Annotated in this window: 29 protein-coding genes and 1 pseudogene; 10 read left to right on the forward strand and 20 right to left on the reverse strand. The window is 42.0% G+C overall.

From position 1 onward, the window contains the following. Positions 1-81: 81 nt before the first annotated feature. Positions 82-1,848 carry an MHYT domain-containing protein gene (locus tag V7L29_RS29310; RefSeq protein WP_334737692.1) on the forward strand — a complete coding sequence of 589 codons (1,767 nt, stop codon included), beginning with the start codon at positions 82-84 and terminating at the stop codon, positions 1,846-1,848. Between the two features lie 73 nt (positions 1,849-1,921). Here V7L29_RS29310 and V7L29_RS29315 read toward each other — a convergent pair whose 3' ends face one another. The 12 genes from V7L29_RS29315 to V7L29_RS29370 all read right to left on the reverse strand — a co-directional run bounded on the left by V7L29_RS29315 (position 1,922) and on the right by V7L29_RS29370 (position 9,827). After that, positions 1,922-2,431, reverse strand: coding sequence for an SH3 domain-containing protein (locus tag V7L29_RS29315; protein ID WP_334737693.1), 510 nt, complete (start codon positions 2,429-2,431; stop codon positions 1,922-1,924). A 24-nt stretch (positions 2,432-2,455) separates the two neighbouring features. Further along, a complete protein-coding gene (locus tag V7L29_RS29320; protein WP_334689471.1) occupies positions 2,456-2,641 on the reverse strand; it encodes a hypothetical protein in 186 nt (61 codons plus the stop codon). Positions 2,642-2,697: 56 nt separating this feature from the next. Then, on the reverse strand, positions 2,698-4,209 hold the full coding sequence (locus V7L29_RS29325) for an AAA family ATPase (RefSeq protein ID WP_334737694.1): 1,512 nt from the start codon (positions 4,207-4,209) through the stop codon (positions 2,698-2,700). Continuing rightward, on the reverse strand, positions 4,206-4,361 hold the full coding sequence (locus V7L29_RS29330; RefSeq protein ID WP_334737695.1) for a hypothetical protein: 156 nt from the start codon (positions 4,359-4,361) through the stop codon (positions 4,206-4,208). The genes V7L29_RS29325 and V7L29_RS29330 overlap by 4 nt, the downstream gene beginning before the upstream one ends. Positions 4,362-5,147: 786 nt before the next feature. Then, entirely contained in the window at positions 5,148-5,666 is a 519-nt protein-coding gene (locus V7L29_RS29335; protein WP_334737696.1) for a YceD family protein, read from the reverse strand. A gap of 145 nt (positions 5,667-5,811) precedes the next feature. Continuing rightward, the gene (locus V7L29_RS29340; protein WP_334737697.1) at positions 5,812-6,339 is read right to left on the reverse strand and encodes a Jag family protein; all 528 of its coding nucleotides are present in this window, start codon (positions 6,337-6,339) and stop codon (positions 5,812-5,814) included. Continuing rightward, on the reverse strand, positions 6,336-7,487 hold the full coding sequence (yidC, locus tag V7L29_RS29345; RefSeq protein ID WP_334689476.1) for a membrane protein insertase YidC: 1,152 nt from the start codon (positions 7,485-7,487) through the stop codon (positions 6,336-6,338). The genes V7L29_RS29340 and yidC overlap by 4 nt, the downstream gene beginning before the upstream one ends. Positions 7,488-7,586: 99 nt before the next feature. Next, complete coding sequence (locus V7L29_RS29350; RefSeq protein WP_334737698.1) at positions 7,587-7,862, reverse strand: hypothetical protein; 276 nt, start codon at positions 7,860-7,862, stop codon at positions 7,587-7,589. A gap of 43 nt (positions 7,863-7,905) precedes the next feature. After that, positions 7,906-8,298, reverse strand: a complete 393-nt coding sequence (locus V7L29_RS29355; protein WP_334689478.1) for a PH domain-containing protein — start codon at positions 8,296-8,298, stop codon at positions 7,906-7,908. Continuing rightward, a complete protein-coding gene (gene rnpA, locus V7L29_RS29360) occupies positions 8,285-8,707 on the reverse strand; it encodes a ribonuclease P protein component (protein WP_334737699.1) in 423 nt (140 codons plus the stop codon). The genes V7L29_RS29355 and rnpA overlap by 14 nt, the downstream gene beginning before the upstream one ends. A gap of 25 nt (positions 8,708-8,732) precedes the next feature. Continuing rightward, on the reverse strand, positions 8,733-8,867 hold the full coding sequence (rpmH, locus tag V7L29_RS29365; protein WP_099102484.1) for a 50S ribosomal protein L34: 135 nt from the start codon (positions 8,865-8,867) through the stop codon (positions 8,733-8,735). 447 nt (positions 8,868-9,314) lie between these two features. After that, positions 9,315-9,827: a DUF2808 domain-containing protein gene (locus V7L29_RS29370; protein WP_334693664.1), complete on the reverse strand. Its 513-nt coding sequence runs from the start codon at positions 9,825-9,827 to the stop codon at positions 9,315-9,317. A gap of 863 nt (positions 9,828-10,690) precedes the next feature. Here V7L29_RS29370 and V7L29_RS29375 point away from each other — a divergent pair. The 4 genes from V7L29_RS29375 (at position 10,691) to V7L29_RS29390 (ending at position 14,097) form a co-directional block, all read left to right on the forward strand. After that, on the forward strand, positions 10,691-11,863 hold the full coding sequence (locus V7L29_RS29375) for a Re/Si-specific NAD(P)(+) transhydrogenase subunit alpha (protein WP_334693665.1): 1,173 nt from the start codon (positions 10,691-10,693) through the stop codon (positions 11,861-11,863). Between the two features lie 73 nt (positions 11,864-11,936). Next, a complete protein-coding gene (locus V7L29_RS29380) occupies positions 11,937-12,230 on the forward strand; it encodes an NAD(P) transhydrogenase subunit alpha (RefSeq protein WP_109009004.1) in 294 nt (97 codons plus the stop codon). Continuing rightward, a complete protein-coding gene (locus tag V7L29_RS29385) occupies positions 12,227-13,633 on the forward strand; it encodes an NAD(P)(+) transhydrogenase (Re/Si-specific) subunit beta (protein WP_334693666.1) in 1,407 nt (468 codons plus the stop codon). Before V7L29_RS29380 ends, V7L29_RS29385 begins: the two co-directional genes overlap by 4 nt. Before the next feature lie 173 nt (positions 13,634-13,806). Next, entirely contained in the window at positions 13,807-14,097 is a 291-nt protein-coding gene (locus V7L29_RS29390; protein WP_334737700.1) for a hypothetical protein, read from the forward strand. A gap of 439 nt (positions 14,098-14,536) precedes the next feature. Here the strand turns inward: V7L29_RS29390 and V7L29_RS29395 are convergent, their stop codons facing one another. From V7L29_RS29395 to V7L29_RS29410, 4 genes are all read right to left on the reverse strand, one after another. After that, a complete protein-coding gene (locus V7L29_RS29395) occupies positions 14,537-15,346 on the reverse strand; it encodes a DUF3800 domain-containing protein (protein WP_334737701.1) in 810 nt (269 codons plus the stop codon). 328 nt (positions 15,347-15,674) lie between these two features. After that, on the reverse strand, positions 15,675-15,965 hold the full coding sequence (locus V7L29_RS29400; protein WP_334737702.1) for a DUF5615 family PIN-like protein: 291 nt from the start codon (positions 15,963-15,965) through the stop codon (positions 15,675-15,677). Between the two features lie 10 nt (positions 15,966-15,975). Continuing rightward, on the reverse strand, positions 15,976-16,155 hold the full coding sequence (locus V7L29_RS29405; RefSeq protein ID WP_334737703.1) for a DUF433 domain-containing protein: 180 nt from the start codon (positions 16,153-16,155) through the stop codon (positions 15,976-15,978). Positions 16,156-16,244: 89 nt separating this feature from the next. After that, positions 16,245-16,379: a hypothetical protein gene (locus V7L29_RS29410; RefSeq protein WP_334737704.1), complete on the reverse strand. Its 135-nt coding sequence runs from the start codon at positions 16,377-16,379 to the stop codon at positions 16,245-16,247. 228 nt (positions 16,380-16,607) lie between these two features. On the opposite strand from V7L29_RS29410, the gene V7L29_RS29415 reads away from it, so the two are divergent. Next, positions 16,608-16,742 carry a type II toxin-antitoxin system ParD family antitoxin gene (locus V7L29_RS29415; RefSeq protein ID WP_334737705.1) on the forward strand — a complete coding sequence of 45 codons (135 nt, stop codon included), beginning with the start codon at positions 16,608-16,610 and terminating at the stop codon, positions 16,740-16,742. Positions 16,743-16,987: 245 nt separating this feature from the next. Then, a pseudogene (locus V7L29_RS29425) lies at positions 16,988-17,158 on the forward strand (type II toxin-antitoxin system RelE/ParE family toxin); the annotation flags it as partial. A gap of 541 nt (positions 17,159-17,699) precedes the next feature. On the opposite strand, the gene V7L29_RS29430 reads toward V7L29_RS29425, so the two are convergent. From V7L29_RS29430 to petN, 4 genes are all read right to left on the reverse strand, one after another. Beyond that, entirely contained in the window at positions 17,700-18,455 is a 756-nt protein-coding gene (locus V7L29_RS29430) for a hypothetical protein (protein ID WP_334737707.1), read from the reverse strand. Positions 18,456-18,791: 336 nt separating this feature from the next. Then, the gene (locus V7L29_RS29435) at positions 18,792-21,911 is read right to left on the reverse strand and encodes a GAF domain-containing protein (protein ID WP_334737708.1); all 3,120 of its coding nucleotides are present in this window, start codon (positions 21,909-21,911) and stop codon (positions 18,792-18,794) included. Positions 21,912-22,065: 154 nt separating this feature from the next. Next, entirely contained in the window at positions 22,066-22,230 is a 165-nt protein-coding gene (locus V7L29_RS29440; RefSeq protein ID WP_334693950.1) for a hypothetical protein, read from the reverse strand. 4 nt (positions 22,231-22,234) lie between these two features. Further along, a complete protein-coding gene (gene petN, locus V7L29_RS29445) occupies positions 22,235-22,324 on the reverse strand; it encodes a cytochrome b6-f complex subunit PetN (RefSeq protein ID WP_012408302.1) in 90 nt (29 codons plus the stop codon). Between the two features lie 326 nt (positions 22,325-22,650). Between petN and V7L29_RS29450 the strand changes: the two genes are divergently transcribed. The 3 genes from V7L29_RS29450 (at position 22,651) to V7L29_RS29460 (ending at position 26,390) form a co-directional block, all read left to right on the forward strand. Beyond that, positions 22,651-24,537: an ATP-binding protein gene (locus tag V7L29_RS29450; RefSeq protein WP_334737709.1), complete on the forward strand. Its 1,887-nt coding sequence runs from the start codon at positions 22,651-22,653 to the stop codon at positions 24,535-24,537. A gap of 30 nt (positions 24,538-24,567) precedes the next feature. Beyond that, positions 24,568-25,833, forward strand: a complete 1,266-nt coding sequence (locus V7L29_RS29455; protein WP_334737710.1) for a sensor histidine kinase — start codon at positions 24,568-24,570, stop codon at positions 25,831-25,833. Between the two features lie 122 nt (positions 25,834-25,955). Then, complete coding sequence (locus V7L29_RS29460) at positions 25,956-26,390, forward strand: hypothetical protein (protein ID WP_334737757.1); 435 nt, start codon at positions 25,956-25,958, stop codon at positions 26,388-26,390. Positions 26,391-26,576 lie beyond the last annotated feature (186 nt).

Genomic DNA, 26,576 nt, shown 5'->3' on the forward strand with positions numbered 1-26,576 from the left:
CCCATTTGGGTTTAGAGCATGAAGAATGCAGACAAAGAGTGGGTCTAGTCTTCCATTGAATTGCGGATAATATTCAACCTAATGCTCCACGGGATCTACGATATTCGTTTAACTTTATTCTCCGTTGCCATTGCCATACTTACGGCTTACACCACACTTGATCTAGCTATAAGAGTCACAGACGCTAAATCGCAGCAAAGGTGGTTGTGGCTGCTAGGGGGAGCGATCGCTATGGGAATCGGCATTTGGGCAATGCATTTTATTGCTATGCTGGCATTGAGTCTGCCGATTCCGATTGACTATGACTGGTTAACAGTTTTGATTTCGGTGCTACCTGCAATTTTCGCCTCTGGATTAGCCCTGCACCTAGTTAGCCAGCCAGAATTTGGTATTTTGCGGTTGTTGAGTGGTAGCCTCCTGATGGGCATAGGGATTAGTGCAATGCACTACATCGGTATGGCTGCGATTCGTTTACCAGCCAAAATGTCTTATGACTTGAGTGTGGTTGCACTCTCGATTGCGATCGCCATTCTCATCTCACTGGTTGCCCTCTGGCTGGGATTTAACCTCAGAGCTAATAGTACAGTAACAGGACGCTTTTTGAGGATTTGCAGTGCAATTCTCATGGGTGCTGCCATTCCGTCAATGCACTACACAGGGATGATGGCTACCCATTTTTCAGTCGTCGAATTGGTCGATTTTTCAGCAGTTGATAGCGCTGCAACCTATTGGATGGCTGCGATTATTGGCTTATTCACATTACTGCTTCTAGGATGGACGCTGATCACATCTTTTTTCAACGAACAATTGAGTGTTCAACTAGTCAAAACAGCTGATCTTAAAGAAAACGAAGAACGTCTCAAACAAGCCTTACAAAACCAAGAAGCGCTAGCTGCTCTAGCTGAGTCTCGGTCTGAAGAATTAGAGACAGCCATGTTGGCACTTCAGAAAGCTCAATTGCAATTTCTTCAAGCAGAAAAAATGTCGTCTTTGGGACAAATGGTAGCGGGAGTTGCTCATGAGATTAACAATCCTGCTAACTTCATTTATGGAAACCTGTTTCATATGGAAATTTATCTGCGACAACTCTTAGAATTAATCAATACCTATCAGCAACATTATCCGAAACCAGAGCTTGCGGTTCAAGCGAAATTAGAGTCTATTGATTTACCATTTTTGCTAGAAGATTTACCTAAACTGCTCAACTCAATGCAAGCTGGAGCCAAACGTATTAAACATATTGTGGAATCCCTGCGTAACTTCTCTCGTCTAGACGAGGCACAATTGAAAGCTGTGGACATCCACGAAGGGCTTAATTCGACACTGCTTATTCTTCAGAATCGTATTAGTTATCCGCCGAACAATCGCCCAGAAATTATTGTAATTAAAGAATATGGTAATTTACCCTTAGTAAATTGCTATCCTGGACAGTTAAACCAAGTATTTTTTAACATCCTTGCAAATGCTATTGATGTGTTAGAAGAAAAGCTGAGTAGCTTAAAATCAAAGTCCAGTTTTACACCTTTAATTCGGATTAAAACAACCATTAATCAAGTCGGTTGGGTCAAAATTCAAATTTTCGACAATGGATCTGGCATTAATGAAAACGTACAAAATAAAATCTATGATCCCTTTTTCACAACTAAACCAGTTGGACAAGGAACTGGATTAGGATTATCAATTAGCTATCAGATTGTCGTTCAAACGCATGGTGGTAGGCTCAACTGTATTTCTGCCAAGGGGCAAGGAACTACTTTTCAAATTGAGCTTCCAATTGATACATTGATACATACTTCCTGTTTTCTAGGAAAGCAATCTCAAGTAGTTCCAGATGAAGCTATTGAGTAAACACATCTTATTTTTGGTCTTGTTTTCTTGTTTGTGATAGTTGTGGTTCTTCTATTTGCTCTGATTTTTTAGGCTATTGTTGATCAACTTTTTCAGTATTACCTGCTTTTACCCAACCTTCTTGTTCGCTACCTTCCAAACGGATCTTTTGCCAGGCTTTATCCTCGCTTTCTGACAAAACAATAATTTTTTGATTAAAACCAACCCCACCAATCTTTTCAGCTTCTTGATTTGGTTGCGATCGCAAACTCAAACCTTCAGCCCAACTAACACGCCCTCGGTAAGCTCCCGATGGCAATGGTTTTGGTGATGGGGTAGCCTTTGGTGATTGTGTAGGAGTAGAAGTTGAGCTTGAAGACGATTGAGTCTGAGTCCCACGTTTAAGAGTGGGTTTACCTTGTCCAGGCTCAGTTGCTTTTGGAGCTTGGGCTTTCACCGAGGGGCTATCATTAGAAAAAACGGGTTTGGCAGGGGGTATGCCGGTGCGATTCACGAAATATAATGCAATTGCAACACCGCCACCTACTAACACAGCGATCGCTAAGAAAAACCCAAGTAGAAATTTTGTTACGCTAGACAACATAGTTAAAACCCTGATTATTAAGAATCAAGTGGCGTTCAAGGGAAACAACGGAAGCCAGCCATGTGCGTATTTCCCCCGTTGAGGAGCCACCCCTGTCGGGAGGTTTGCTCCATTGAAGGGAGTGGCGTTGAACTGGCTCTCAAAGGTTACAAGTAGAGAAGCAATGTAACCCATCCATACAAGAATCAATAGTCCATAATAATTGATCATTAACTATTGACTATGATCTTTTGACTAACTCTTTATTGTAGCTACTACGAATGCGTTCACGTAGTGCGCCGGAGGCGTTCGCTTAAAGGGTTGTGTTTAGATGCTAAACGCGCTCTCCCAGCAGCAGCCCATTCTTGGAGTTGCTGAATTTGCTCTACAGCAGTTCGCGCCAAGGGTATGATCTGACTAGCTGCTTCTAAAATGTCATCGGTAGCAAAGTCGCGATTTTGGCTAAATCCAATATGCATCGCTTCAATTAAAGTTTGCTCAATTTCTGCCCCAGAAAAATCCGGCGTTTCATAAGCTAACCTGTCGATGTCATAACTTTTTAAGTTATGCGGGCGCAATCGGGATAAATGAACATCATAAATTGCTTTTCTCTCTTCTTGGGTGGGCAAACCCACAAAGAAAATTTCATCAAATCGCCCCTTACGGAGCATTTCCGGCGGTAAAGCTTGAATATCGTTGGCGGTGGCGACGACAAAAACGGGTGAGGTTTTTTCAGCTAGCCAGGTAATAAAAGTACCAAATACACGACTGGCTGTTCCGGCATCACCTTTGCTACCAAGTCCAGCAAAAGCTTTATCTATTTCATCAATCCATAAAATACAGGGAGCAAGGGCTTCAGCTACTTGGATCATTTGGCGAGTCCGAGATTCTGATTCACCCACTAAACCACCAAATAACCTTCCCACATCCAGACGTAGTAAGGGTAAATGCCAGTGATGAGCGATCGCTTTTGCTGTTAACGATTTACCAGTTCCCTGAATACCTACCAACATTAAACCACGGGGGTGCGGTAATCCGTACTGTCGCGCTCGATCAGTAAATGAACCTCCCCGCCGAATCAACCAATCTTTCAAGTTATCCAGTCCGCCAATATCAGAAATTTGCTCAGTGGCAGGGTAGAAGTCCAGGATTTGGGTTTGGCGGATAGTTTGGCGCTTTTCTTCCAAAACCAGATCCACGTCTTCTGGTCGCAATTCGCCGTGGGTAGCGATCGCCTTTGCCAAAACCCGGCGAATCCGTTCCATCGAAAGTCCTTGACAAGAGCGCACCAAATCATCTAAAACTTTGCCAGAAAGGGAGTTACCAGTGCTTTGTAGTAAGCGTTCTACCTCAGTTTTAATTTCTGGGGCGGCGGGTAAGGGAAACTCGACGACTGTCAGCACTTCGGTTAAGTCGTCAGGGATGGCGATGCGCGGCGACAGTAGGACAATATTTTTTGGTTGCGACTTCAGGAGTCGGGACAGATTGCGGAGTTTGCGGGCGATCGCTACATCATCTAAAAAGCGATGATAATCTCGGAGAATCAATACTGCAGGTGCGGAAGCTGGTAATTTTTCGATAAATTCTAAAGCTTGCAACGGGTTACGTCGCCCAAACCCTACATCATTGGGGTTTCCTTGGTAGCCATCGACAAAATCCCAAGTATACACTGGGCGATTACCCTGTTTGGTTGCTTCTTCTCGGATAGCTGCTTCTACCCGCTCCTCCTCATAAGTAGGAATATAAATTAAAGGGTAGCGGGCGCGTAGCAGCAGTTTAAACTCTTCACGGAAGTTCATATTTGGCTATCGTTATTAGTTCTTCTCTCATTGTTCAGGTTTGTATCACCTCTAACAACTAAAAAACCAACATTTAGCAATTCATTGCGGTTGCGAGTGCGATCGCTTGTTCTACGTGAGATATTCCTCAAGGGTGAGTATAGTTGAATCATTTGTCAGGATAATCAGGTACTTAAAACTACTCAATTCAATAGGAGGCAGGCTCAAATCATCATCTTTAATTTGCAACAAATGTGCTCCGCACTTTGATAGCATAGATGCTGCTCTTGGTAAGCAGCTAAATACTATAGGTTTAGTTCTTGATATCAAACGCGATAGATATAAGAACCCATACACTAAAGCAAAAATAGTTAGCACAGGTGAAGAGGTATCTTTAATTTGTGGTGGCAAAATAGCATGAATTAAACCAACTCATGAATTAAACCAACTATTGATGTGAGATACGATGGAGATAATGTCTACCTTTCTGTCTCTACTAGGATGAAAATCAGATGAGAAAGGGAAAAAATATCAAACAATTCTATTCTTTTGATGTTATAGGTCAAAAAACTATAGATAAATCTATTGATATAATCTCTCTAGAGATGAAATTTTGAAGATTATACAACTTCGAGAGAATAACTTACCGCAAATTCATAATTATTTCAATTGCCTATTTCAGGTCATAAATAATAAGCAAATTTATGAAAGCTTTAGCAAGCAAGTTGAAAACGTTGTGGAAAATTACTTCAAAGATATTCCACAAGATACAGTTTTTACTAAATAAATGTCATCAGAATTAGCTATAGAATGTACTGATAAAATTGCTGCTTTGCTGCACGAAAAAGGATTTTTTAATCAGGAGTAAAGTTTATCAGGCGCATTTGTAGTCTAGGCAATTTCTACTTACAAATAGATAATTAATTGCGCCGTAATACAGCAAACGGCGCATGAAATATCTATCCCGGAAGTTGCTTTTTCAGTGCTTCTAAAGAAGCCCAACGATGATCGACTGGAGTTTCAGGACTATCAGAAGTATCAGCTGTAGTACTTACAGGAATACCTGGACAATTGCGATCGCATAGCTGGCGTTGGGGAATTGCCAAGCACATCTGCTCATACAACCATTCGTTGGGATAAAAATAACCATCGGGTGGTAGGGTTTCCACCAAATCTTCCATAGTCACTTCCCGCTCTAGGGGCAAGTCATTTGTCTGATTTGCAGTTTCGTCTAACCAGATGATTTCTTTCGTATCAAGCCCTAAACGTCGATTGTATTGCTGCAAACAGCGGTTGCAGGTACAAGTGATAATTGTTTCTGCCTGACCGGACACTTCCAAGTAATTGCCATGATGCTGCACGCGCACATGACCGCGAACTGGTGTCAACGTTTCCAGACCAGGTAGAAATTCCTTAACCTGAACTTCCTCTGTCCGCTCCGGGGCTTTAGTTAGCTGCGGAATATAAATTGCGTCCATAGGATTTGTGAGACATCCTCACGAAAATTTATCTTGATTATCAACAATTAGGCTGATAATACATTTTTATTTTATCTGTTAGGGATAATAGAAATTTTGAAATTATATGGTTATGAGTTTTCAATTAACTCCTAACTCCTAACTCCTAACTTCTAACTCCTTCCAACGAAGCTAGACGGACAACCAGATGACGATGCGGCTCTTTACCACGACTGAAGGTTTCCAAATCTCCAAATTCCTTCAAGAAGGTATGGACTTGACGCCGTTCAGCAGAACTAAGGGATTTGATTTCCACTTCTCTACCAGAAAAGCGCACTTCATCGGCTGCTGCTTCTGCTAATGCGCGAATTTCGGCTTCTCTTTTGACCCGGTAGTCATTCAACTCAATGGTGTAAGAGGCTTGGTCTTCCGGGGGTTGGCTTAGGTTTAAAACCGAATTTGCTAGATACTGAATCGCATCTAGCACAGAACCATCGGCACCAATTAATACCTGGATTTGTTCTAACGTCAAGTTGGTTTGGTCAATTGTCAACCAGTAGTTATCTGGTTCTGGGGAATCGCTGTCTTGAGATTGGGCAGTTTCTAGATGACCTTCAATCTCAGAAGGTATTCCAGTGAGTTCCAGCAGTGTTTTTAACCACTGCTGACCTCGCTGCATGGGAATATTACTCATGATCCCCCTGTAGCCTTTTTCTTAGAACTTTTTGGTTCAAATGGCAATGCCTTTTGTTCTGTGACTACTGCTTCTTTCTCCTGAGTTTCTACGATTTTTTGCAGTTCTTCTGGTAGAGGTTCGCGGGAGAGAAGATAAGTTTGTGCAGTTTGGAAAATATTACCAATCACCATATACATCAGCACCCCAGCTGGTAGGGGGAAGAACAAAAACATCCCAGAAAAGATGACTGGGGTGATTTTGTTAACTGTATCCTGCTGCGGATTGCCACCGCTGGAATTTTGCCCAGAAAGCATTTGGCTAACATAAAGGCTAATTCCAAAGAAGACGATCATGGCGACAATATCCCAGTGGATTGTCCCATCTGGATCAGTTGCGCCAACCCTGCCTAAGGCATCAATGAATAGAAAGCCTTTTTCTGCTGCTAGTCCAGGAATTGTTCCTTGAATGGTAACTTCTCCCGGTTGCAAAGCTTCTACATTGCCCTGAGCATCAATTTTTATCCTATCTTCACCTTTAGTCACTTTCCAATCAGGAATCAGCTTATTTTCTGGGTGTTCTGCTAAGAGCACCTGAAATGGTTTGCCCTCAATCGTTTGATACTGTATCTTGGTTTGTTCTCCCACCGCTAGCTTGTTACCGCTGGGAAGGATTGCAGCTACTTTAACATGTTCTCCATCTGCAACGTAAATATTTTGAGGAGCAGTGGCAAAGGCTTGCGGTTGAATTTGTTCGATTTGTTCTGCGGGAAAGATTTGCAGGTTAACGCTGTAGTTCGCACTTGCAAAAGGTGAACCCCGTAAAGTGGCGAACAGCGCTAACAAGACTGGCATTTGCACTAGTAATGGAAAACAGCCTGCCAAAGGGTTGCCAAATTCTTTTTGGACATTGACCATTTCCTCCTGCTGCTTTTGCGGATCATCCTTATAGCGCTCTTTGATTTCTGCCATCCGCTTTTGCATTAGAGGTTGTACAATTCGCATTTTCCGCATATTGCGAATTGAGCCAGCACTCAGGGGATAGAGCGCGAAGCGGACTATCAGTGTCAAAGCAACGATCGCTAATCCGTAGCTAGGCACAATACCATAGAAAAAATCTATGATTGGCAGCATCACGTTGTTCGAGAGAAAGCCGATACCAAAATCCATTATTCTGAATTCAACCTGAGGTACTGTAAACTGACTGAATCTAATTTATCTAAATGATCATTTGTCGGCGACTATCCTTCGCTACGGATAGCCGCACCCTCAAATGGCGCATTGGGCACTTGTACTGAGCGAACGCAAGAGCGTCTCTAAGAGTTGCCGTAAAGCCTGCGGCATAGCTACGCTTAGGGCGCAGCCCAAGGTAGAGAAGTATTGGACATTGGGGAGCCAGCGCCGTGGTGTTAGCGCAGCGTTAGCGACGTTGGAGCGTCGGCAGTCGCTTAGAGGGGGTTTCCCCCAGGAGGAACTGCCTTTATGGTTTCCCGACTTGTTCGCGTAGCGTCTCCCTTCAAAGAGGCGACTGGCATCATTGGGCATTGTGGTTCTTCTCCCTCATCTCCCTCATCTCCCCTTGCTCCCATCACTTGTTGGCAGCGGCGCTATATTCGGGATTTTTCGCAGCAATTCTTTCATTAATATAGTCATAGACTTCCCGAAATTTGGGAATTGCACGCAATTCGAGACGACTGCCGTTTCTTAGGGTTAGCACCATATCTCCCCATAAGCCAATGCCACGGGGGACTTTGACGATTTTGACAATTTCTGAGTAAATTACGTCAGTGCGATCGCGCCCTTGCCAACCTCCCGTCACCGTAATTCGGCGATCGGTGATGCGGAAACGCAGCCACAATGCCCTGACAATTGCCCCGACTGTTAATGGTATCCCGACAATGGTTAGCCCAATCAGCAGGTTGATTATTAAATCCCCAAGATGGGGGCCACCTTCATAATAAACATCTTCACGAATTCCCATCGAACACCTCGGCTTGTGCCAACAACTGCTCTAATTCTTGCAGAAATTGTGGGCTTACGCACTTAGATTCTGCTGCTGTGGGTTTGACAATCACCACTAGCCGCCATCCTGGTAATAATTTGGGCAGCAAGTTGTGTAAAGCAGCAGTAATTTGCCGTTTGATTCGGTTGCGAACCACTGCCCTTTTGCTAACTTTTGTACTTATGGAAATGCCAACCCGCGTGCTGGCAAGATGTGCTGAGTCAATTGCTTGTGTAATCTGGGTGGCAGTGTCCAAAGAAGATTTTGCTGAACCTAACGGCTTTAAGGCTCTCAATGTAAAATAAGAGCCATGATGCCGAATCCCTTCCCGGAAAACTGCCTGGAAATCCTTTCGGGATTTTAGCCGATTTGCTTTGGGCAAAGCCACAGATGCTCTTTTAGCTTGATATACTCTAAACGCTCAGACGATGACGTCCCTTTTTTCTCCTAGCGCTAATCACGTTTCTGCCGTCTGGTGTCCGCATTCTGGCGCGAAAACCAGAGGTTCTTTTTCTCTTACGGCTAGTGCCACCCAGTGTTCTTTTCATACTGTTCTCCTCTTAGGTGATTTTTATAAAAACTCACAATCTCTAATTGTATCACTTTATTAGGAAATTGGGCATTGGGCAATTCAATTTTGGATTTTGAATTGACGATAGCGCAGCGTTAGCGAGTCTGCGAACGTCTGACTCGCTAACGCTGCGCTATCGAGGTCTTTTGGATTAAATTTCAATTCTTTAATCCGTCTTGGAAAGTTCTGATGCCTACGGTGGGCTGCGCCAACGGATAGCGCAGCGTAAAGCCTTCTCTTCTCTTTCAGAGACGAAGACAGCGAACGAGAGGCTTGTCTGCGACACGCTCCGCGAACGCCAACGGCATAGCTTCTCTTCGAGAGGCTGCGCCAACGCTTAGAGCGAGTCTGCAAGCGTCGGAAACCTCCGCTCAGACTTTCCGCAAAATCTAAAATTTAAAATTCTTATTCCCCACTTCCTAGCTTAATTGATGCTCAAAATCCATGTTCCCATATAGCGCAGTAGTGGCACATCGCCAGGAGAGAGCACTTGACAGTTAAAATAGTAAACTCCGCCGAAGGCTGGGTTTTTCACGTTAGATAAGACTACCTCAACTGGGCTACCTGCTGGCACCGGATCTTGGGGAAAAATATTAATCAGCTTACCTTCTTTGTCCCACTTCACCTCAGAAAGCGGAACTGCTTTGCCTTTGACTCGGACTTCAATTTTTTTCTGGTCAAAAGTTCCTTTGTAATAATCAGGGTAGGTAATGGCAAATTGACCAACTGCCAATTTCATCCTTTTGGCTGGAATCCTCAATATGTAACGATCCCAACCATTAGCTTGTCCACCAAAATCTAACCGAAAGGGCAGCTGATTTTCTTGTTTGATGCCGCTAAACAGCGTAAATCCAGGTAAACTTTGCGCCCAAGTCAGGGCTGGGAATCCAGTAACCAAAAAGCCAGTCACGGCTAAAGCAGAAACTAAACGTCGCATAATTAGGCTTCCTCTACCAAAATATAAATCTGTTATCTAAATAACTATGTGTTAGTATTCGTTACTAAAGTTTACTACTCACTTCCTGACAATTGACGTTCAGTAACAACAAAAAGTGCCATCCTCTCTAAGGTTTGGGCGACAGTAAAATCACTTAGTTAGAAATTTAACGTTTAATCAATTTACTTCATTACCCTTATAGAGTGCTGATTTGATGACTAGTACAGGTCGGCGGAAATAAACCTACCATTTCATTACAGCCAGAAAGCCCAAAATTAAAACATGAGTGACTTTTGACTTTTGACTTCCGCCTTGCAGTACTAGGTTGGTCAAATTTTGAACTAGATAGAAACACAGTTAGGATTAGATTGTGTTTCCAAATATGTATAAGTGTATCTAAATTTGAGAATTTTGTTATAAAAATTGAGCCGCGCCATTAGCGATCGCCAGTTAACTTGGGCTAAATTGATTAAAATGAGTTTGAATCAAAGTCGTAATCATTAAAATTTGATTTGGAAATTATAAAGCTTTCAAAATTGGGTCAATATTACTCTATAAGAAAGGAATACCAAAATTTCTCAATCCCGAAAATAAGCTGAAGATAAAGATGCAAAATTTGGGAATCAATTTAGGATGTGCAATATGTAACCCTGTTTGCAACTATCTGAAAATATGACATCTGCAAGCGGCAAAGTCAGGCTTTGCCTGGAAAGCTAAGAGTGGGAGAGGAAAGATTCAAAGTTCAATCTACTAGTAAAAGTCATGGCTGATGTTCCTGCCTAAGTACTATAGAGTGCGGGACACGCCTCATCTAAACAATCGCTTACTTAGCACAGATTAGGTATTTATCTTCAGGAGATTTCATGAGAATAGCAGTTGCTAAAGAAATTGAAGTTTGTGAACGTCGTGTGGCATTAATTCCTGACACCGTTGCCCGACTGGTAAAACAAGGTTTGGAAGTGTGGGTAGAAACAGGTGCAGGAGAGCGAGCTTTTTTCAACGATACTGACTATGAAGCAGCAGGAGCCACAATAATCAGCGATACTGCCAAACTATGGGGCGAAACAGATATTCTGTTGAAAGTCAGCCCACCACAAGAACGAGAAGATGGACGCTCAGAAATTGATTTGTTAAAGGAAGGGGCTGTATTAGTCAGTTTCCTCAATCCTTTGGGAAATCCTGTTGTGGCAGAGCAACTAGCAAATCGGAAAGTTACAGCCTTGAGTATGGAAATGATTCCCCGTACCACCAGGGCGCAAAGTATGGATGCTTTATCCTCGCAAGCTTCACTAGCAGGTTACAAGGCAGTATTAATTGCGGCAGCTGCATTACCGAAATATTTCCCGATGTTAACCACAGCCGCAGGTACGATCGCTCCAGCGAAAGTATTTATTATGGGCGCTGGTGTAGCCGGATTGCAAGCGATCGCCACCGCTAGACGTTTGGGAGCAGTGGTAGAAGCCTTTGATATTCGTCCCGCCGTCAAAGAAGAAGTGCAAAGCTTAGGGGCAAAATTCGTTGAAGTCAAATTAGACGAAGAAACTGTCGCCGCAGGTGGTTACGCCAAGGAAATCTCTGAGGCTAGCAAACAACGTACCCAAGAAGTTGTCGCCGAACACGTCAAAAATTCTGATGTTGTAATTACCACTGCCCAAGTACCTGGGAAACAAGCACCACGGCTTGTTACAGAAGAAATGGTGGCACAAATGAAACCAGGTTCAGTGATTGTGGATTTGGCCGCTGATCAGGGTGGTAACTGCGCCTGCACCGAACCCGGTAAAGATATTGTGTGGAACGGCGTGACAATTATCGGCCCCATCAATCTCCCATCATCGATGCCAATTCATGCCAGTCAATTGTATGCCAAGAACGTAACATCGTTGATTCAACTGCTAATTAAAGACAAAGCTTTGCAGGTTGACTTTAACGACGACATCGTTGATGCAGCTTGCGTTACCCACGCAGGTGAAATTCGCAATCAACGAGTGCGGGATGCATTACAAGCATCGAATACTCAACAACCGGCGGTTAATTAGGGACTGGGGATTAGGGACTAGGGAAGAGTTTTCCCAATGCCCAATACCTATTTATACAAGGAGTTTTGATTTCATGACAGAGGCATTACTTGCTGCTTTGTTTGTATTTGTTTTGGCATCTTTTATCGGTTTTGAAGTCATCAACAAAATACCACCGACTTTACACACGCCCTTAATGTCAGGCTCAAACGCAATTTCTGGCATTTCGGTACTTGGGGCAATAGTGGCCTCAGGTGCTAGAGAAACAAGTGTCTCAGTGATTCTCGGTTTAATTGCTGTAGTACTAGCTACAGTCAACGTTGTAGGTGGCTTTTTAGTCACAGATAGAATGCTGCAAATGTTCAAAAAAAAGGAGATTAAGGCGTGAGCGACTTTTTACCAACTGGCATTCAGCTGACATATTTAGTCGCTGCATCCTTATTCATTTTTGGTTTAAAAAAGCTGGGATCACCTGCTACAGCGCGAAACGGTAATGTGATCGCATCTGTGGGAATGCTGCTGGCAATTGTGGCGACATTGCTAGATCAGCATGTATTGAACTACGAGATGATATTGTTGGGCTTGGCAATTGGATCGGGAATTGGGGCGATCGTTGCCTATAAAGTCCAAATGACGGAAATGCCCCAAATGGTGGGTTTACTCAACGGTTTAGGTGGTGCAGCTTCAGCATTAGTCGCCGTTGCCGAATTCTGGCGATTATTGGATTCTGGCGCACCCGTACCCCTAGATGTGAACATTTCCATGCTATTGGACGTGTTAATTGGTGGCGTTACCTTCACAGGTAGTTTTTTAGCCTTTGCTAAATTGCAAGGTTTAGTTAGCGGTTCCCCGATTACATTTCCTTTCCAGCAACCATTTAACCTGTTGCTTCTGGGTGCTTATTTGGTAGGTAGTGCCTATTTAATCATCACACCAGATAGCTTACCTGTATTCTTGGGAGTGGTAGCTGTTTCCTTAGTGCTGGGTGTGATGTTCGTCATCCCCATTGGTGGCGGCGATATGCCAGTGGTAATTTCGCTGTTGAACTCGTTGTCAGGTGTGGCGGCATCTGCTGCTGGTTTCGTGGTGATGAACAATATGTTAATCATCGCTGGGGCTTTGGTGGGAGCATCTGGCTTAATTCTTACCGAGATTATGTGTAAGGCAATGAACCGCTCTCTCTTCAGTGTGCTGTTCAGTGCTTTTGGTACAGGAGCTACTTCTGGTGATGGTGCTGCTAGTGGTGGTGCAACCGATCAAACTGTCCGCAGTATCGATCCCGAAGAAGGAGCGATGATGTTGGGTTATGCCCGTTCTGTGGTAATTGTGCCTGGTTATGGTATGGCAGTTGCCCAAGCGCAACATAGCGTCCGGGAATTGTCAGATCAGTTAGAAAAAATGGGCGTTGATGTCAAGTATGCCATTCACCCTGTTGCTGGGAGAATGCCGGGACACATGAATGTGTTGCTAGCAGAGGCAAATGTGGCTTATACCCAGTTGTACGACATGGATGATATTAATCCCCAGTTTGAACAAGCGGATGTGGCTTTGGTAATTGGGGCAAATGATGTGGTAAATCCGGCGGCGCGGAGTGATGCAAATAGCCCAATTTATGGTATGCCGATTTTGGAAGTAGATCGGGCGAAGCAGACGATTGTAATTAAGCGCGGGATGAGTACGGGTTTTGCCGGTGTAGATAATGAGTTGTTCTACAAGGATAAAACTACGATGCTTTTTGGTAGTGCGAAGGATATGGTGGCGAAGTTGGTTTCGGAAGTGAAGCAACTTTAACGAACCGCGTTCACAACGCTTTTTGCACACAAGGTGCGAAGAAAAAAAGAATTAGTAATTGGGCTTGCTTTGGGAATTTGTTATTTCCAAGGCAAGTTTTTTAGTCATAAATAATTCTTATATTTGCTATTTTATAGTACAGATGTTTTATATTGTCCATTAGGAGGTTTAATATGGATAAAAACTCTATTCGCTTTACCTCGTTACAATACCCAGGAAAAATAATGAACAAACAATATTATTCACTATTTAGCCCAACTTTTTGGGCTACACCAGCAAATCAACAAAAACTAGAGGAAGAAACTCAAACAAGAAGTAACGAGTTAGCAAAAGAGCATGAAAGGAAACTGCACGATTATGAAATGACACTGAATGCTATTCATTTGGCAGTATTATACACACGAAGAAGAATGGAGCAACCACACAATTCACTATTTGGTTCATCTAATTCCCTATTTGGATGATAAAATCTAGCTACGCCAACACAAAAATCAGAACAATAAACTCAAAGAAGAACCCAAGAATTAAACAAGAAGTTTTGGTTTGTGAAAAAAAGCGAAGCGATCGCTCCCCTTCTTCGTCTATGTCTTCTGCGCCTCTGCGGTTAGTTAAAAAAAGCGAAGCGATCGCTCCCCTTCTTCGTCTATGTCTTCTGCGCCTCTGCGGTTAGTTAAAAAAAGCGATCGCCTGCTAAATACCACAGTGCGATCGCTCCTCCTCTTCCTCTGTGCCCTCTGCGCCTCTGTGGTTCGTTAAAAAGAGCGATCGCACCTCCAAACTTCCATTAAGTGGTTCTGAGTTGACAATCAACAAGTTTGAAGATATTATAGTGATTAGGCACAGCCTGGGGGTAGTCGTATGACTGCCGCATCACAAACCGCTAACAAGGCGGTTTTGTTGTTTTTAGGGGTTGTCAAAGCAATAGTACTTAATTCCTAATGTATTAATCTGATTCTGGGTCAAGTGACAATCGACAAGGAGATCAGCATTCTTGAGGGACAAAAATGCTTGGTTCTCAGGATTATCTTTGCTACGAACAATGGGATACAAACACAAATCAGCAATCTGCATAATTGCGTTTGCCTTCGTCTTACTGTCTATTCCACGTAATGTGTTTGATAAATCTTCAGCAGATAAAGGTGAATATTTATCCGATCTATTAGCATCAAAAGGATGTCCTTTTGCTCTTAAATCATAAAAGTATTGCTTGAGTAAAGTATCTTCGTTTCTTCCTGCGGCTTCAAAATAAACCATTAGACTACTATTATTCATTCCAGCATACTTGGCACTACGTTCAACTACAATAGAGAATGCACTTTTCATCATTTCCCAGGTTTCCTCGCCATACTTTTCAAGATAACGATTGAGATATCCTTGACGAGACACTACGCAGGCATGAACAATTATTGGACAATTAATAATAGTAAATGTCAAGTCTTCCAAAAATCTATCTTGCTCTGGTTTTTGAAGCTTACCTAACCAAGCAAAGCCTTTTTTTCGAGAGCGTATTTCATTACCGTGCAAGGGTTGTTCTAGAGGAATAAACCAGCGACTTTTAAACTCTGATACTAATTGTTTAATTATTTGTTCATCGTTTCTTTTGATTAAGACACCACCCATCGCAAAGAAGGGATATTGGTCTTTAGGGTCTGGCTTTGGACTTCCAGAATCATCAATATATATAGCAAATTCACATATATATTTTTCATTCATTGGTATAATATTTGTTGCAAAATAATTAAATTAACTAACCATATTATATTTTTTTCTTGCTATATATCAACAAGCGATCGCCACTCACCCACCAAAATGCGATCGCTCCTTTTCTTCCTCAGTGTTCTCTGTGTCTCTGTGGTTCGTTAAAAAAAGCGTAGGCGTTCGCCTAGCGTCTCGTAGAGAAGGCATCGCCTGCAAAATCTCCACAGTGCGATCGCTACGATAAGCTACACTAGCAATTAATCAACTTTACTTATATCGGTAATCGCCTTATCCGGAAAGTTTCGTTACTAACAGAAATAATCGCCCCTAGTTCTAAATCTGCCTAACATTCCCTTAAAACTTCTGTCAAACGCTCATTAATTGCGTTGTAATTTTCATTTCCTAATCTAAACAAAATTACACTGGGTAAATTATCCCCATTAGTGGCTAAAAGTTGGGCAAAATCCAAGTCTACAGTTAATAAAATCCTCTCTTCTGTACGAGCTTTCACTAAAATCTGATCATCTGGTAGTCTTTGCAATCCTTGATCGCGCAAATGTACCACATCATAACCAGAACTACGCAACCAAGACACAGTGCGTAGAGAAATTCCCATATCAGCTAAAAATTTCATTTTATTGAAATTAAGCGGTTTTGAAGGGATAAACCCGTTCTTGAGTTAACCAAGCTGCGTAAAGTAAAGATTGACGAATATCCTCTGGTTCTAAATCAGGATATTCTTCTAAAATCTCTTCTACAGATTTGCCATTAGCTACCAAATTAACCACCAATGAAACTGGAATCCGCTTAACGTTTTTGATCATCTTTAGCTTGAAGAACCAATTGCAAGGCTGATTCAGCTATCTTCAGGCGATCGCTTATGCTCAGGCTTGGAAGTGCTTGAAGAATTTCTTTAGTTTCCATATTTATTCAGAGAGCAACTTATATTACTAATGGTAGTGAAATTATGATCAGCGATCGCCTGTAAAAATCTCCACAGTGCGTAGGCGTTCGCGTAGCGTTCCGCAGGAAAGCCCGCCAAAGGCATCGCTCTCTTCTTACTCTGTATCCTGTGCACTTGTGTGGTTGGTTAAAAAGAGCGATCGCTCTCTTCTTCCTTTGCGCCTTTGCGTGAGATAAAAAAGCGTTCGCCTAATTTCATCTCTATGACAAATGTGATCGCATTAATCTTTCAGTTGAAAACTGAGCCGTATTCGTTCGTCAAGTCAATTAGCGATAAAATTTGAATACAGTGAAGTTAGTAGGGTTATTTGCAATGAATATTTCCCTCAAACCTGAGCATGAGCAGTTTATTCAATCCCAAATTCAAAGTGGGAGATATGCTAATGCCGAAGAAGTAATGAACGAAGCATTCAAATTGCTACAAGCACGAGAACAACGTTTAAAATAACTTCGGCAAAAAATAGTGGTTGGGAAAGAACAAATTGATAGAAGAGAAGTTACAGATGGTGAGATAGTATTTGCTAAACTACAAGAAAAAATCAATAAAATTGCTGAGTCTAAAAAATGAGTAACTACTCTTTTTCTGATGAAGCAGTCAAAGATTTAAATACTATTTGTGAATATATTGCCCAGAATAGTCTCAGTGCTGCTAGTAAACTTTTTGATGCAATTCGCTAGAAATGCAAATTAGTTGCTGGATTTCCCAACATGGGGAAGAGTTATGAGCAATTATCTGCGAATCTACGGGGATTTAACATTGAAGAATATATCATCTTCTACTATCCCAGAGAAGATGGAATTGATATTGCCCGTGTCATCAGTGGATATAGAGATTTAGAGTCACTGTTTTTAGAATTAGAGTGAAATAGTCATAGTCTAATTGCACCTTCATAATAAACGCGATCGCTTAATTCCATTTTCACAACAAATGCGTTCACGAAGTGACTCTGAAAGAGTATCGCCACTCACCCACCAAAATGCGATCGCTCTCTTCTTCCTTTGTGTTTTCTGCGCCTAGAAAGGTTCGTTAAAAAAAGCGTAGGCGTAAAGCCTGCGGCATAGCTTCGCTTAAGGCGTAGCCTTTCGTAGAGAAGCCCGCCGTACTCCTACGGAGAAGCAAGCTACGCCTTGCGTCTCGTAGAGAAGGCATTACCTGCAAAATCTCCACTATGCGTAGGCGTTCGCGTAGCGTTCCGCAGGAAAGCCTGCCAAAGGCATCGCCTCTTCTTCCTTTGTGTCTTAGTGTCTTTGTGGTTCATTAACAAATAATTTGGTAACTGAGATAAACCAGTTGTAAAACACGAAAACGTAGTGATGTGATTATATAAAACACCCCACTCCACATTAGCCTCAGCCAAAGTGAAATGAGGTGCTTTTATTATCGGTAATTAAACAGACTTTAAAATTAATCCAATGACTTGCCAGCTTTACTTAAAAGCTTACCCAATCTTTGAATTGGCCCCTTAAATCCCCTTGGGGCTTCAGTTGCAGCTTGTTGAGTTTGTTCGCCCAGTTTCGTCAGCACCTCGGCAAAGTCAGCACCTTTGGCAGTTTTGCGCTTCAAGAGTTGCTTAAGTTCTTTAAGTCCATTAGCAACTTCTTGGAGATTCTCGTTTTCAGACTTATGCAATAAGGTGTACCACGTATCAATCGCACCTTGCGCCGCCTCAGGTTCAATTTTAGTCAAGTCTCCTTCAAGGGTTTCTATTACTGATTCTATGTGTTCAATCTGTTCGCGGTCTTCCGCTTTACCCAGTGAAACACCTATATTACGAAGTTGCTTACCCAACTTCTGTAACGGAGTTTTTAGTTCTTTATCAGTATCAGAAGCAACATTACCTGTTTGCTCACCAATTTCAGTTAGCACTTCACCAATTTCATGACCTGTGGCCTTACCACTTTTCACCAGTTGCTTGAGTTGCTTGAGGCTATCAGCAATTTCTTTGATTTCTGGCTCTTTAGCTTTGTGTAAATAAGTATACCACTCATCGATTAAGCCAGTAGCAGTTTCGCTATCAAGAGCAGTCAAGTCTCCTTCTAGTGCAGAAACAAGTGAATCTAAATCCAAGTTATCAGCTTTATCAGCTTTTTTAGCTGCTGTGCTTTCTTTCTTGGCAGCAGTCTCCCCTTGTTTACTATTGGATTTTTGTTGAGAACTCATGGTGTAATTTCCGTAACAAAATTAAATAAATGTACAGGTATCACTTTATAAAGACTCTACGGAATTGCCCTCATTCTTAGGTAAGACTTACGCACTATATAAATCTATAATTATGTATATTAATAGGAATCAAACTTTTCAGGTCTTTAGTGAAAGCCCAACAACAAGTATTCACTTTTTCTGTAGGCTTTCCTACAGAGTAGCTGTTCTCGAAGCTAGGGGCTGATTGTAGCATAGATGTAAAAGTGTTAATAAATATTTCTACCTTTAAGCGAAATATAAAAAATTATCATCGTCTGATAGTGCTGTGTTAGGCTTGGAGTTTTTCTAGCTAACTTACCGTTTCATCGGAATTGCTATCCAGAATTCACAGCCGTTACCAGGTTCAGAAACACATTTGATATTACCGCCGTGTTTTTCCACAATAATTTGGTAGCTAATAGATAAACCCAAACCAGTACCTTGTCCAGGTTGTTTGGTGGTAAAGAAAGGTTCAAAAATACGCGATCGCATCATCTCTGGAATCCCGCAACCATTGTCAGCAATCCAAATCAGAATAGTATTCTCTTCTATGACTTCTGTACGAATCCAAATTTTGGGATTGTCAATTATTTTTCCAGCTTTCTGTGAGTTTTCCAGTGCATCGATCGCATTGTTGAGAATATTCATAAACACTTGATTTATCTGGGCTGGATAGCAGACTAATGGGGGCAATTCACCATATTGCTTAACTACCTCAATAGCAAAAGAATTAATCTGTGATTGCAGTCGATGTTGTAAAATTAGCAAAGTACTGTCGATGCCTTCATGAAGGTCAACTGTCTTCATTCCTGCTTCGTCAAGTCGAGAAAAACTTCGTAACGACAAGACTAATTGAGAGATCCGATCTGCTCCCATCTTCATTGAAGTAAGAATTTTGGGCAAGTCATCACTAATGAAATCTAAATCCAGTGCTGCTGCTTGCTTTTGAATTTCTCCTGTTGCCTTAGGATACTGTTTCTGATAGAGGCGCAGTAATTTAAATAAATTTTCGGCATGTTCAGTAACATAAGTGATGTTGCCATAAATGAAACTAATCGGGTTGTTAATTTCATGTGATACACCAGCAACTAACTGCCCTAAGCCTGCCATTTTTTCACTTTGAATTAACTGGCTCTGAGTGTGCTGTAATTCTTTAATAGTCTGGGTGAGTTCTTCTTTTTGATGTTGAGTTTGTTTAAGTAATTCCGCTTGCTGAAGTCCTACCCCTAACTGAGTACCAATCTGCATCAGCAAATCTACTTCATCTTCTTGCCAATCACGGGGTTTAATATTTTGATACGCTGCTAATAATCCCCAAAGTTTCTCGCCTTGAAAAATCGGCACAATCATATATGCCCTAGCCTCAATTAGTTCGAGCAGGGCAATATGACAAATAGAATAATTGGCGCTATAAATATCTTTAATGACAAGAATTTTACCATTAACAAAATCTCCGCCTTGGGTTTCTTGCAAGTAATCATCTGCAACTATAGGTATAATTTCCCTTACTGGTGTCCAACCTTGGGCTAAAGACTCAGCAACAAATTCGCCACTCCAATCAGGTCGAAATCGATAGATTGTCACTCGATCAACTTCCAATAGCCGTCGAACTTCTTCTGTACTGGTGGCAAAGATGGTGTCAATATCAAGAGACTGGCGAATTTTCTCCACCGTTGCGGCTAAGGCCTTCTCCCTTTCGGCTGCTTTCCGTTCTCGTGCAGCAGCTTGAGCCAGTTTTTGGGCTTGTACCTGCACCTGTTTCAGGGACTCAGCTTGCTGTAATGCTACCCCCAATTGGACGCCAACTTGTGCTAGCAAGTTGATTTCCTCATCTTGCCAATAACGGGGCTGGGAGTTTTGATAAGCTACTAGCAATCCCCACAGCTTTTCGCCCTGAGAAATTGGGACAAAAACTTCATTACGTGCATACTTACCCGCTTGCTTTCCTTGCACAAGAACGCCTTCTGTCACAGGCTGCGGCTTAACCATTGGCGTCCAGCCATCAACAATGGAATCGGCGACAAATTCGCCACTCCAATCAGGATAGAAGCGATAAATTGCGACTCGTTCTACTTCTAATAGGCGACGGACTTCTTGAGTAGTGGTTTTAAAAATTGCTTCAATTTCAAGTGACTGACGAATTTTTTCTACGGTGTTCGCCAACGCCCTTTGCCTTTCAGCAGCTTTGCTGATCTCTGCTGCTTGGATCTGCATTTGTTGGATAAATTCCGCTTGCTGCAAAGCCACACCTAGTTGAGTGCCCACTTGGGTAAGCAAGTAAACCTCATCTTTTTGCCAATCACGGGTTTGGGCGTTCTGGTACACCGCTAACATGCCCCAGAGCTTCTGACCGTGATAAATGGCAATGATCACATAAGCTCTTGCTTGATATATTTCTAAGATTTTAATATAGCAGTCGCTAAAGCCTGCACTGTAAATATCATTACAAATACGGTAAACTTCACACTCACTGAAGCTACCACCTTCGGTATCTTGTAAGTAAGTGTCAGCAATTGGAGGTTTAGCTAAATCTTTGGTGCTACATTCGCTGACGTTTTCTTTCAATTCCGGGCGCTGCAACTGCTGCTCCATGAGGGAGATCCAACCCTCTGCCACTGATTCAAACACGAATTCACCGCTCCAATCAGGATTGAAGCGATAAATAGCCACGCGATCAGCATTTAGCAGCTGCCTAAGTTCTGCAGTGCTTGTGCGGAAAATGCTTTCCAAGTCTAGAAATTGACGAATTTTCTCAACGGTTATGGCTATGGTTTTCTGCCATTGAGCTGCTTTTTCTCTGGCTTTTGCTTGTGCTAGTTGTGCCGATTGTAGTTTTACTTGTTCGAGGTAATCTGCTTGCTGCAAGGCAACTCCCAGATGTTCGGCAATTAATTGCACAAACTCAATTTCTGATGCTTCCCATTCGCGAGGACTACTACACTGATGAATACACAACAATCCCCATAAATCTTGACCTTTTATTAAAGGAGCAGCTATATTGGCACGGACTTGGAATCTTTCTAGCATCTGGACGTGACAATCACTGACACTAGCTTGATAGATATCAGCCATTGCTTTAATCCGACCTTGCTGATATAGTCCTGCAAACTCCGCAGCAAAGCAGTGGTCTCGCAATTTGGCTGCTAGTGCCGAACCCCATTCTGCTCCCACATCTTCATAGAGAAATTCTCCTTCCCATCCCAATTCGGGATAAAAACGAAACACACTAACCCGATCGGTTTTCAGAAGCTGACGTACTTCAGTGACTGTAATTTTGAAGATGGCGTCTATGTCTAGAGACTCGCGAATGCGGGCAATAACTCCAGACAAGGCTTTTTGTTGCTCATTCTGACGCAGGGAGAATGTCACATCTGAATGAGATTCTTGCTGTTCTGAATTTGGTTGTATGGGTTGAATAGTAGAGGAGTTTTCCATTCCCAGTGGGACTTTAAATATTGAAAATCTTCTATCTTATGATTCCCGTGGCGATCGCAAAGGTAACAGTTCTTTCCTGGGAATAGCAGATAAAATAGTGTAGGGACATGATATTATCGTGTCCCTACAAAAACATTTTTCAACCACTAGTGAATTATCGCCGTTTGGGAGTGGCGCTGCGGGTGGTGCGTTTCTCTTCATCTTGGCGACGGCGATCGCGCCAATCTGCCAAGGTCAAATAACCAATACCACCAGTGACTACTACGAGCAGCACTACAGCAAATAAAGCCAAAATACTCAAAAATGGACTTTCCACCATGCCTTTACAGTCCGTTACGTCCCCAGACTACCATTGCAATTGACCAAGTGAACACAACTAACAGTGATACCCAACCTAGTGTCAAAATCTCCATAGTCCCAGTTTTCAAATAATTACAAAAGGTTTCTAATATTTATCATACAGGGATTGAGCAGGCTGAAATTTTTTTATCAATGACATTGTAAGTTTTGCGGGCGATGTTTGTCTTGAAAAGTTCAGATCGGCAAAAGCCGCCGCTCCGACTTTTCGCTACAACGGGCGTAGCTGCCTCAAACCAGACACCATCTTTTCTTGATACGCTACTACTTTACGTAATCATGAAAACGAATGTAAAAAAGTAGCGATCGCGCTTTTCGACTTGATAGTTTGGGAATACTAAGGTTATGGGTATATATTTCAAATCCAGCAACCCCTAATATCATGCCGACATTTTTCAACTATCCTTTCCACTCCAACGGTTTTATTCCCCACGGACATTGTTATCTCTGGCAAACTGGATTAGTTTGGCTCCACATTATTTCTGATGCGACGATTGCTCTTGCCTATTATTCTATTCCCTTTTTACTGATTTACTTTATTTCCAAGCGCCAAGACGTTCCTTTCAATGGAGTCTTTCTATTATTTGGTGCTTTTATCATTGCCTGCGGTACTGGACACTTGATGGATATTTGGACACTTTGGCATCCAGACTATTGGATTGCAGGTGGTTTAAAAGCTTTAACTGCTATTATTTCGATATATACGGCATTTGCGCTATTTTATCTCATACCTCAAGCTCTGACACTACCCAGCCCAGCCCAGTTAGAAGCTATCAATCGAGTGCTTTCAACTGAAATTGTCGAGCGCAAGCGTATCGAGAAACAACTACGCCTTGCAGAAGAAGTCGCTCAAAACTCCAGCCAAGCCAAGAGTGAATTTCTTGCAAATATGAGTCATGAACTACGCACACCCCTGAATGGCATCCTGGGCTATACACAAATCCTCCAACGCACAGAATCTTTGACCGAGAAAGGACGCAAAGGAGTTGGCATTATTTATCAATGTGGTTCCCACCTACTAACTCTAATTAATGATGTCTTGGATCTCTCTAAGATAGAAGCCCGGAAATTGGAATTGCATCCTGTTGATTTTTATTTGCCTGCCTTTATAGATAGTGTGACTGAAATTTGCCGCATCCGTGCAGAACAAAAGGCGATCACATTTCATGTCCTACTCGATCCTGATTTGCCAACGGGCATTCATGCTGATGAAAAACGCTTGCGGCAAGTACTGATTAACTTGCTTGGTAATGCGATTAAATTTACTCATCAAGGCAGTGTCACCTTCAAAGTTCAGGTGATTGCTCAAGAATCAAATGCTAATGGACAGACTAACTACAAAATTCGCTTTGAGGTAATAGATACTGGCACAGGTATAATCCCTGAACAAGCCGAGAAAATCTTCCAGCCTTTTGAGCAAGTGGGAAATCAGAAACGACAATCTGAAGGTACAGGCTTGGGATTAGCAATCAGCCAAAAAATTGTTTTGTTGATGGGTGGTCAAATTCAGGTGCAAAGTACCTTATGCAAAGGTAGCACTTTCTGGTTTGAGGTGCAATTGCCAGAATCTCAAGACTGGGCAAAGGTTTCTAGAGTAGTTGAACAAGGAACCATTATTGGTTATCAAGGACAAAGGCGCACTATTTTAATTGCGGATGACAAATGGGAAAACCGATCGGTAATTGTAAATTTACTAGAACCAGTTGGGTTTACTGTTGTAGAAGCTAGTCACGGTCAGGAAGGATGGGAACAGGCTCTAGTGCACAAACCAGACTTGATTATCACTGATTTAGTGATGCCTATATTGAATGGATTTGAGTTGATCAGTCGTTTGCGTCAGTCTGAGCAATTTAAAGAGATTGCTGTCATCGCTTCCTCAGCCAGTGTGTTTGCAATCGACCAGCACAAGAGTATTGATGTAGGTGCAGATGCATTTCTACCAAAGCCTATAGAAGCTGAAACACTGCTGGAAATGCTACGACAATTTTTGCTCCTAGAATGGATTTTTGATGGGAAGGTAGACGCAATCAAAAAAACCTATACAGGTGATTTGGATCAACCAAATGAGATGATTTATCCCGCCAAAGAGGTTTTACAAGAGTTACTCGATCTGACACAAGACGGTGATATTCAAAAAATTTTGGAACTGGCTGGGCAACTTTCTGCATCTGAGGAACGGCTAAAAGTTTTTACCCAGCAAATTGTGCAGCTTGCTAGTAATTTTCAACTCAAACGTTTAGAAACTTTTATTCAACAATACATCAATTAATTTGAGTACAATTGTAATTTTTAATTCATCATGAGCAAAACTCAAAATAACGGATTTATTTTGATTGTGGATGATAATCCAACAAATTTATCTCTCCTGTGTGAAGCGCTCAATAGTGAGGGTTTTCGTTTCCGTGTTGCAGTCGATGGAGAAAGCGCGATCGCTCAAGTCGAACGCAATCAACCAGAGTTGATTTTACTGGATGTACAAATGCCAGGTATTGACGGATTTGAAACTTGTCGTCGCTTCAAAGCCAATCCAGTTACCCAAAACATTCCAATTATTTTCACCACTGCTTTAGCAGATACAGAAAGCAAAACCAAGGGATTTTCCCTTGGTGCAGTAGATTATATCCCTAAACCGTTTGCACAAGAGGAAGTTATTGCTAGAGTGCGCGTACATTTACAACTCAAACAATTGACTGAATCTTTGGAACAACAAGTTAGCGATCGCACCAAGGCTTTGAAACAAGCCAAAGTCAAATTGGTGAAGCAAGAGAAACTATCAACACTGGGAGAGTTAATCGCTGGTATTGCCCATGAAATGAACAATCCCATTAGCTTTCTTTACAACAATATTCCGCCTTTAAAGGATTACATTGCCGGAATAACTAAGCTTCTTCTAATCTATGAACAAGAGTATCCAAACCCAACAGCCAAAATCACTACTGCTATTGAGGATTTGGATCTGAAATTCGTTCTCGAAGATTTGGCAAAAATCCTGAGTTCATTCCAGCTAGGATCGGAACGAATTCAGAAGCTTTCTAATTCACTTCGCAGCTTCTCTCGCTTGGATAGTGATGCAAAAATACTTGCAGATTTGCATTTAGGATTGGATAGTACACTGATGATTTTACAACACCGCCTCAAGGCTAATGGCGATCGTCCCGGCATTGAAGTTATTAAGAGTTATGCAACATTACCACTGGTAAATTGCTATGTCGGGGAGATGAATCAAGTATTTATGAACATTCTGGCAAACGCAATTGACGCCCTTGATGAAGCTATTATGCAAGGCAAAATGAGCAATAAAATTCCTCAAATTCAGATTGTAACAGAAATAGATTCTGAACAATCGCTTGTAATTCGGATTGCTGACAATGGGATTGGTATTCCTGAACGGGTTAAACAACGCTTGTTTGAGCCGTTATTTACCACAAAAATTGTTGGGAAAGGCACTGGACTTGGCTTGTCGATAGCTTATGAAATAGTTGTAGAGAAACACGAAGGTGTATTAGATGTGAATTCTCAACCAGGTATAGGAACCGAGTTTATAATCAAAATTCCTACAGAATAGCAACATTTAATTAATTACAAAACTGCTCTAGCATTTATCATACTAAAGACTGGGGAAGAAATTTCCCAATACCCAATCCCTAATTTCTATATAGAGTGAACGCAACTTTAGATCCTCAATTAATGGCAGAACGCATAGAATCCCTCAAAGCTGGAATAATTGGGGGATTATCTGTGTGTTTCGCTTTTGCAATCGCTAGTCTGTTGAATACTTTAGTACTGGCAAAGTATTTTCAGACACTCGCATGTCTGCAAAGTGATGTTAACTGGCACTTGTGGGTGAGTGGTGCAGTTGCAAGTTTTACTGGTTTCCTATTTGGTGTCACTTACCGCTATATCATCCGCTCAGATCAAAATCCCCAGCTCAAAGCCGGTGGTGTGCTGGCCTTTAGCTTGGTGCGAGGATTAACTCAAATAGAACTTGGCTGGAATTCTCATCGCACAATTTGGCCTTTTTTGGTGTTGGCTTTTGAAAGTGTATTGTGGTTTGGAATAGCTGCTATCGCTCTTAATATTGCTATTCAACTCCGTTGGGTTAAACCTTTTTCATCAATTTAAATTCACTTTCCTTAAGAGGATGTTTGAAAAGATATATTTGTTACCAAAAGTATCTAATACCCCCCAACCCCCCCTTTTTAAAGCAGGGCTGTTTCATTCCACAAGGATAAGAGTTTGTCAATATCATTAGAGGTAAATCTCTGGGCTGAGGTGAGCCAGGAATAACCATTTCGGCTGATAAATACA

The organism is Nostoc sp. (assembly GCF_036916575.1).
Classification (GTDB): domain Bacteria; phylum Cyanobacteriota; class Cyanobacteriia; order Cyanobacteriales; family Nostocaceae; genus Nostoc.

Excerpts from the sequence above, each read along its gene's own strand:
- V7L29_RS29310 (WP_334737692.1), top strand. The coding sequence starts at position 82 with ATGCTCCACGGGATCTACGATATTCGTTTAACTTTATTCTCCGTTGCC.
- V7L29_RS29315 (WP_334737693.1), bottom strand. The coding sequence starts at position 2,431 with ATGTTGTCTAGCGTAACAAAATTTCTACTTGGGTTTTTCTTAGCGATC.
- V7L29_RS29320 (WP_334689471.1), bottom strand. The coding sequence starts at position 2,641 with ATGATCAATTATTATGGACTATTGATTCTTGTATGGATGGGTTACATT.
- V7L29_RS29325 (WP_334737694.1), bottom strand. The coding sequence starts at position 4,209 with ATGAACTTCCGTGAAGAGTTTAAACTGCTGCTACGCGCCCGCTACCCT.
- V7L29_RS29330 (WP_334737695.1), bottom strand. The coding sequence starts at position 4,361 with ATGATTCAACTATACTCACCCTTGAGGAATATCTCACGTAGAACAAGC.
- V7L29_RS29335 (WP_334737696.1), bottom strand. The coding sequence starts at position 5,666 with ATGGACGCAATTTATATTCCGCAGCTAACTAAAGCCCCGGAGCGGACA.
- V7L29_RS29340 (WP_334737697.1), bottom strand. The coding sequence starts at position 6,339 with ATGAGTAATATTCCCATGCAGCGAGGTCAGCAGTGGTTAAAAACACTG.
- yidC (WP_334689476.1), bottom strand. The coding sequence starts at position 7,487 with ATGGATTTTGGTATCGGCTTTCTCTCGAACAACGTGATGCTGCCAATC.
- V7L29_RS29350 (WP_334737698.1), bottom strand. The coding sequence starts at position 7,862 with ATGCCCAATGATGCCAGTCGCCTCTTTGAAGGGAGACGCTACGCGAAC.
- V7L29_RS29355 (WP_334689478.1), bottom strand. The coding sequence starts at position 8,298 with ATGGGAATTCGTGAAGATGTTTATTATGAAGGTGGCCCCCATCTTGGG.
- rpmH (WP_099102484.1), bottom strand. The coding sequence starts at position 8,867 with ATGAAAAGAACACTGGGTGGCACTAGCCGTAAGAGAAAAAGAACCTCT.
- V7L29_RS29370 (WP_334693664.1), bottom strand. The coding sequence starts at position 9,827 with ATGCGACGTTTAGTTTCTGCTTTAGCCGTGACTGGCTTTTTGGTTACT.
- V7L29_RS29375 (WP_334693665.1), top strand. The coding sequence starts at position 10,691 with ATGAGAATAGCAGTTGCTAAAGAAATTGAAGTTTGTGAACGTCGTGTG.
- V7L29_RS29380 (WP_109009004.1), top strand. The coding sequence starts at position 11,937 with ATGACAGAGGCATTACTTGCTGCTTTGTTTGTATTTGTTTTGGCATCT.
- V7L29_RS29390 (WP_334737700.1), top strand. The coding sequence starts at position 13,807 with ATGGATAAAAACTCTATTCGCTTTACCTCGTTACAATACCCAGGAAAA.
- V7L29_RS29395 (WP_334737701.1), bottom strand. The coding sequence starts at position 15,346 with ATGAATGAAAAATATATATGTGAATTTGCTATATATATTGATGATTCT.
- V7L29_RS29400 (WP_334737702.1), bottom strand. The coding sequence starts at position 15,965 with ATGAAATTTTTAGCTGATATGGGAATTTCTCTACGCACTGTGTCTTGG.
- V7L29_RS29405 (WP_334737703.1), bottom strand. The coding sequence starts at position 16,155 with ATGATCAAAAACGTTAAGCGGATTCCAGTTTCATTGGTGGTTAATTTG.
- V7L29_RS29410 (WP_334737704.1), bottom strand. The coding sequence starts at position 16,379 with ATGCCTTTGGCGGGCTTTCCTGCGGAACGCTACGCGAACGCCTACGCA.
- V7L29_RS29415 (WP_334737705.1), top strand. The coding sequence starts at position 16,608 with ATGAATATTTCCCTCAAACCTGAGCATGAGCAGTTTATTCAATCCCAA.
- V7L29_RS29430 (WP_334737707.1), bottom strand. The coding sequence starts at position 18,455 with ATGAGTTCTCAACAAAAATCCAATAGTAAACAAGGGGAGACTGCTGCC.
- V7L29_RS29435 (WP_334737708.1), bottom strand. The coding sequence starts at position 21,911 with ATGGAAAACTCCTCTACTATTCAACCCATACAACCAAATTCAGAACAG.
- V7L29_RS29440 (WP_334693950.1), bottom strand. The coding sequence starts at position 22,230 with ATGGTGGAAAGTCCATTTTTGAGTATTTTGGCTTTATTTGCTGTAGTG.
- petN (WP_012408302.1), bottom strand. The coding sequence starts at position 22,324 with ATGGAGATTTTGACACTAGGTTGGGTATCACTGTTAGTTGTGTTCACT.
- V7L29_RS29450 (WP_334737709.1), top strand. The coding sequence starts at position 22,651 with ATGCCGACATTTTTCAACTATCCTTTCCACTCCAACGGTTTTATTCCC.
- V7L29_RS29455 (WP_334737710.1), top strand. The coding sequence starts at position 24,568 with ATGAGCAAAACTCAAAATAACGGATTTATTTTGATTGTGGATGATAAT.
- V7L29_RS29460 (WP_334737757.1), top strand. The coding sequence starts at position 25,956 with ATGGCAGAACGCATAGAATCCCTCAAAGCTGGAATAATTGGGGGATTA.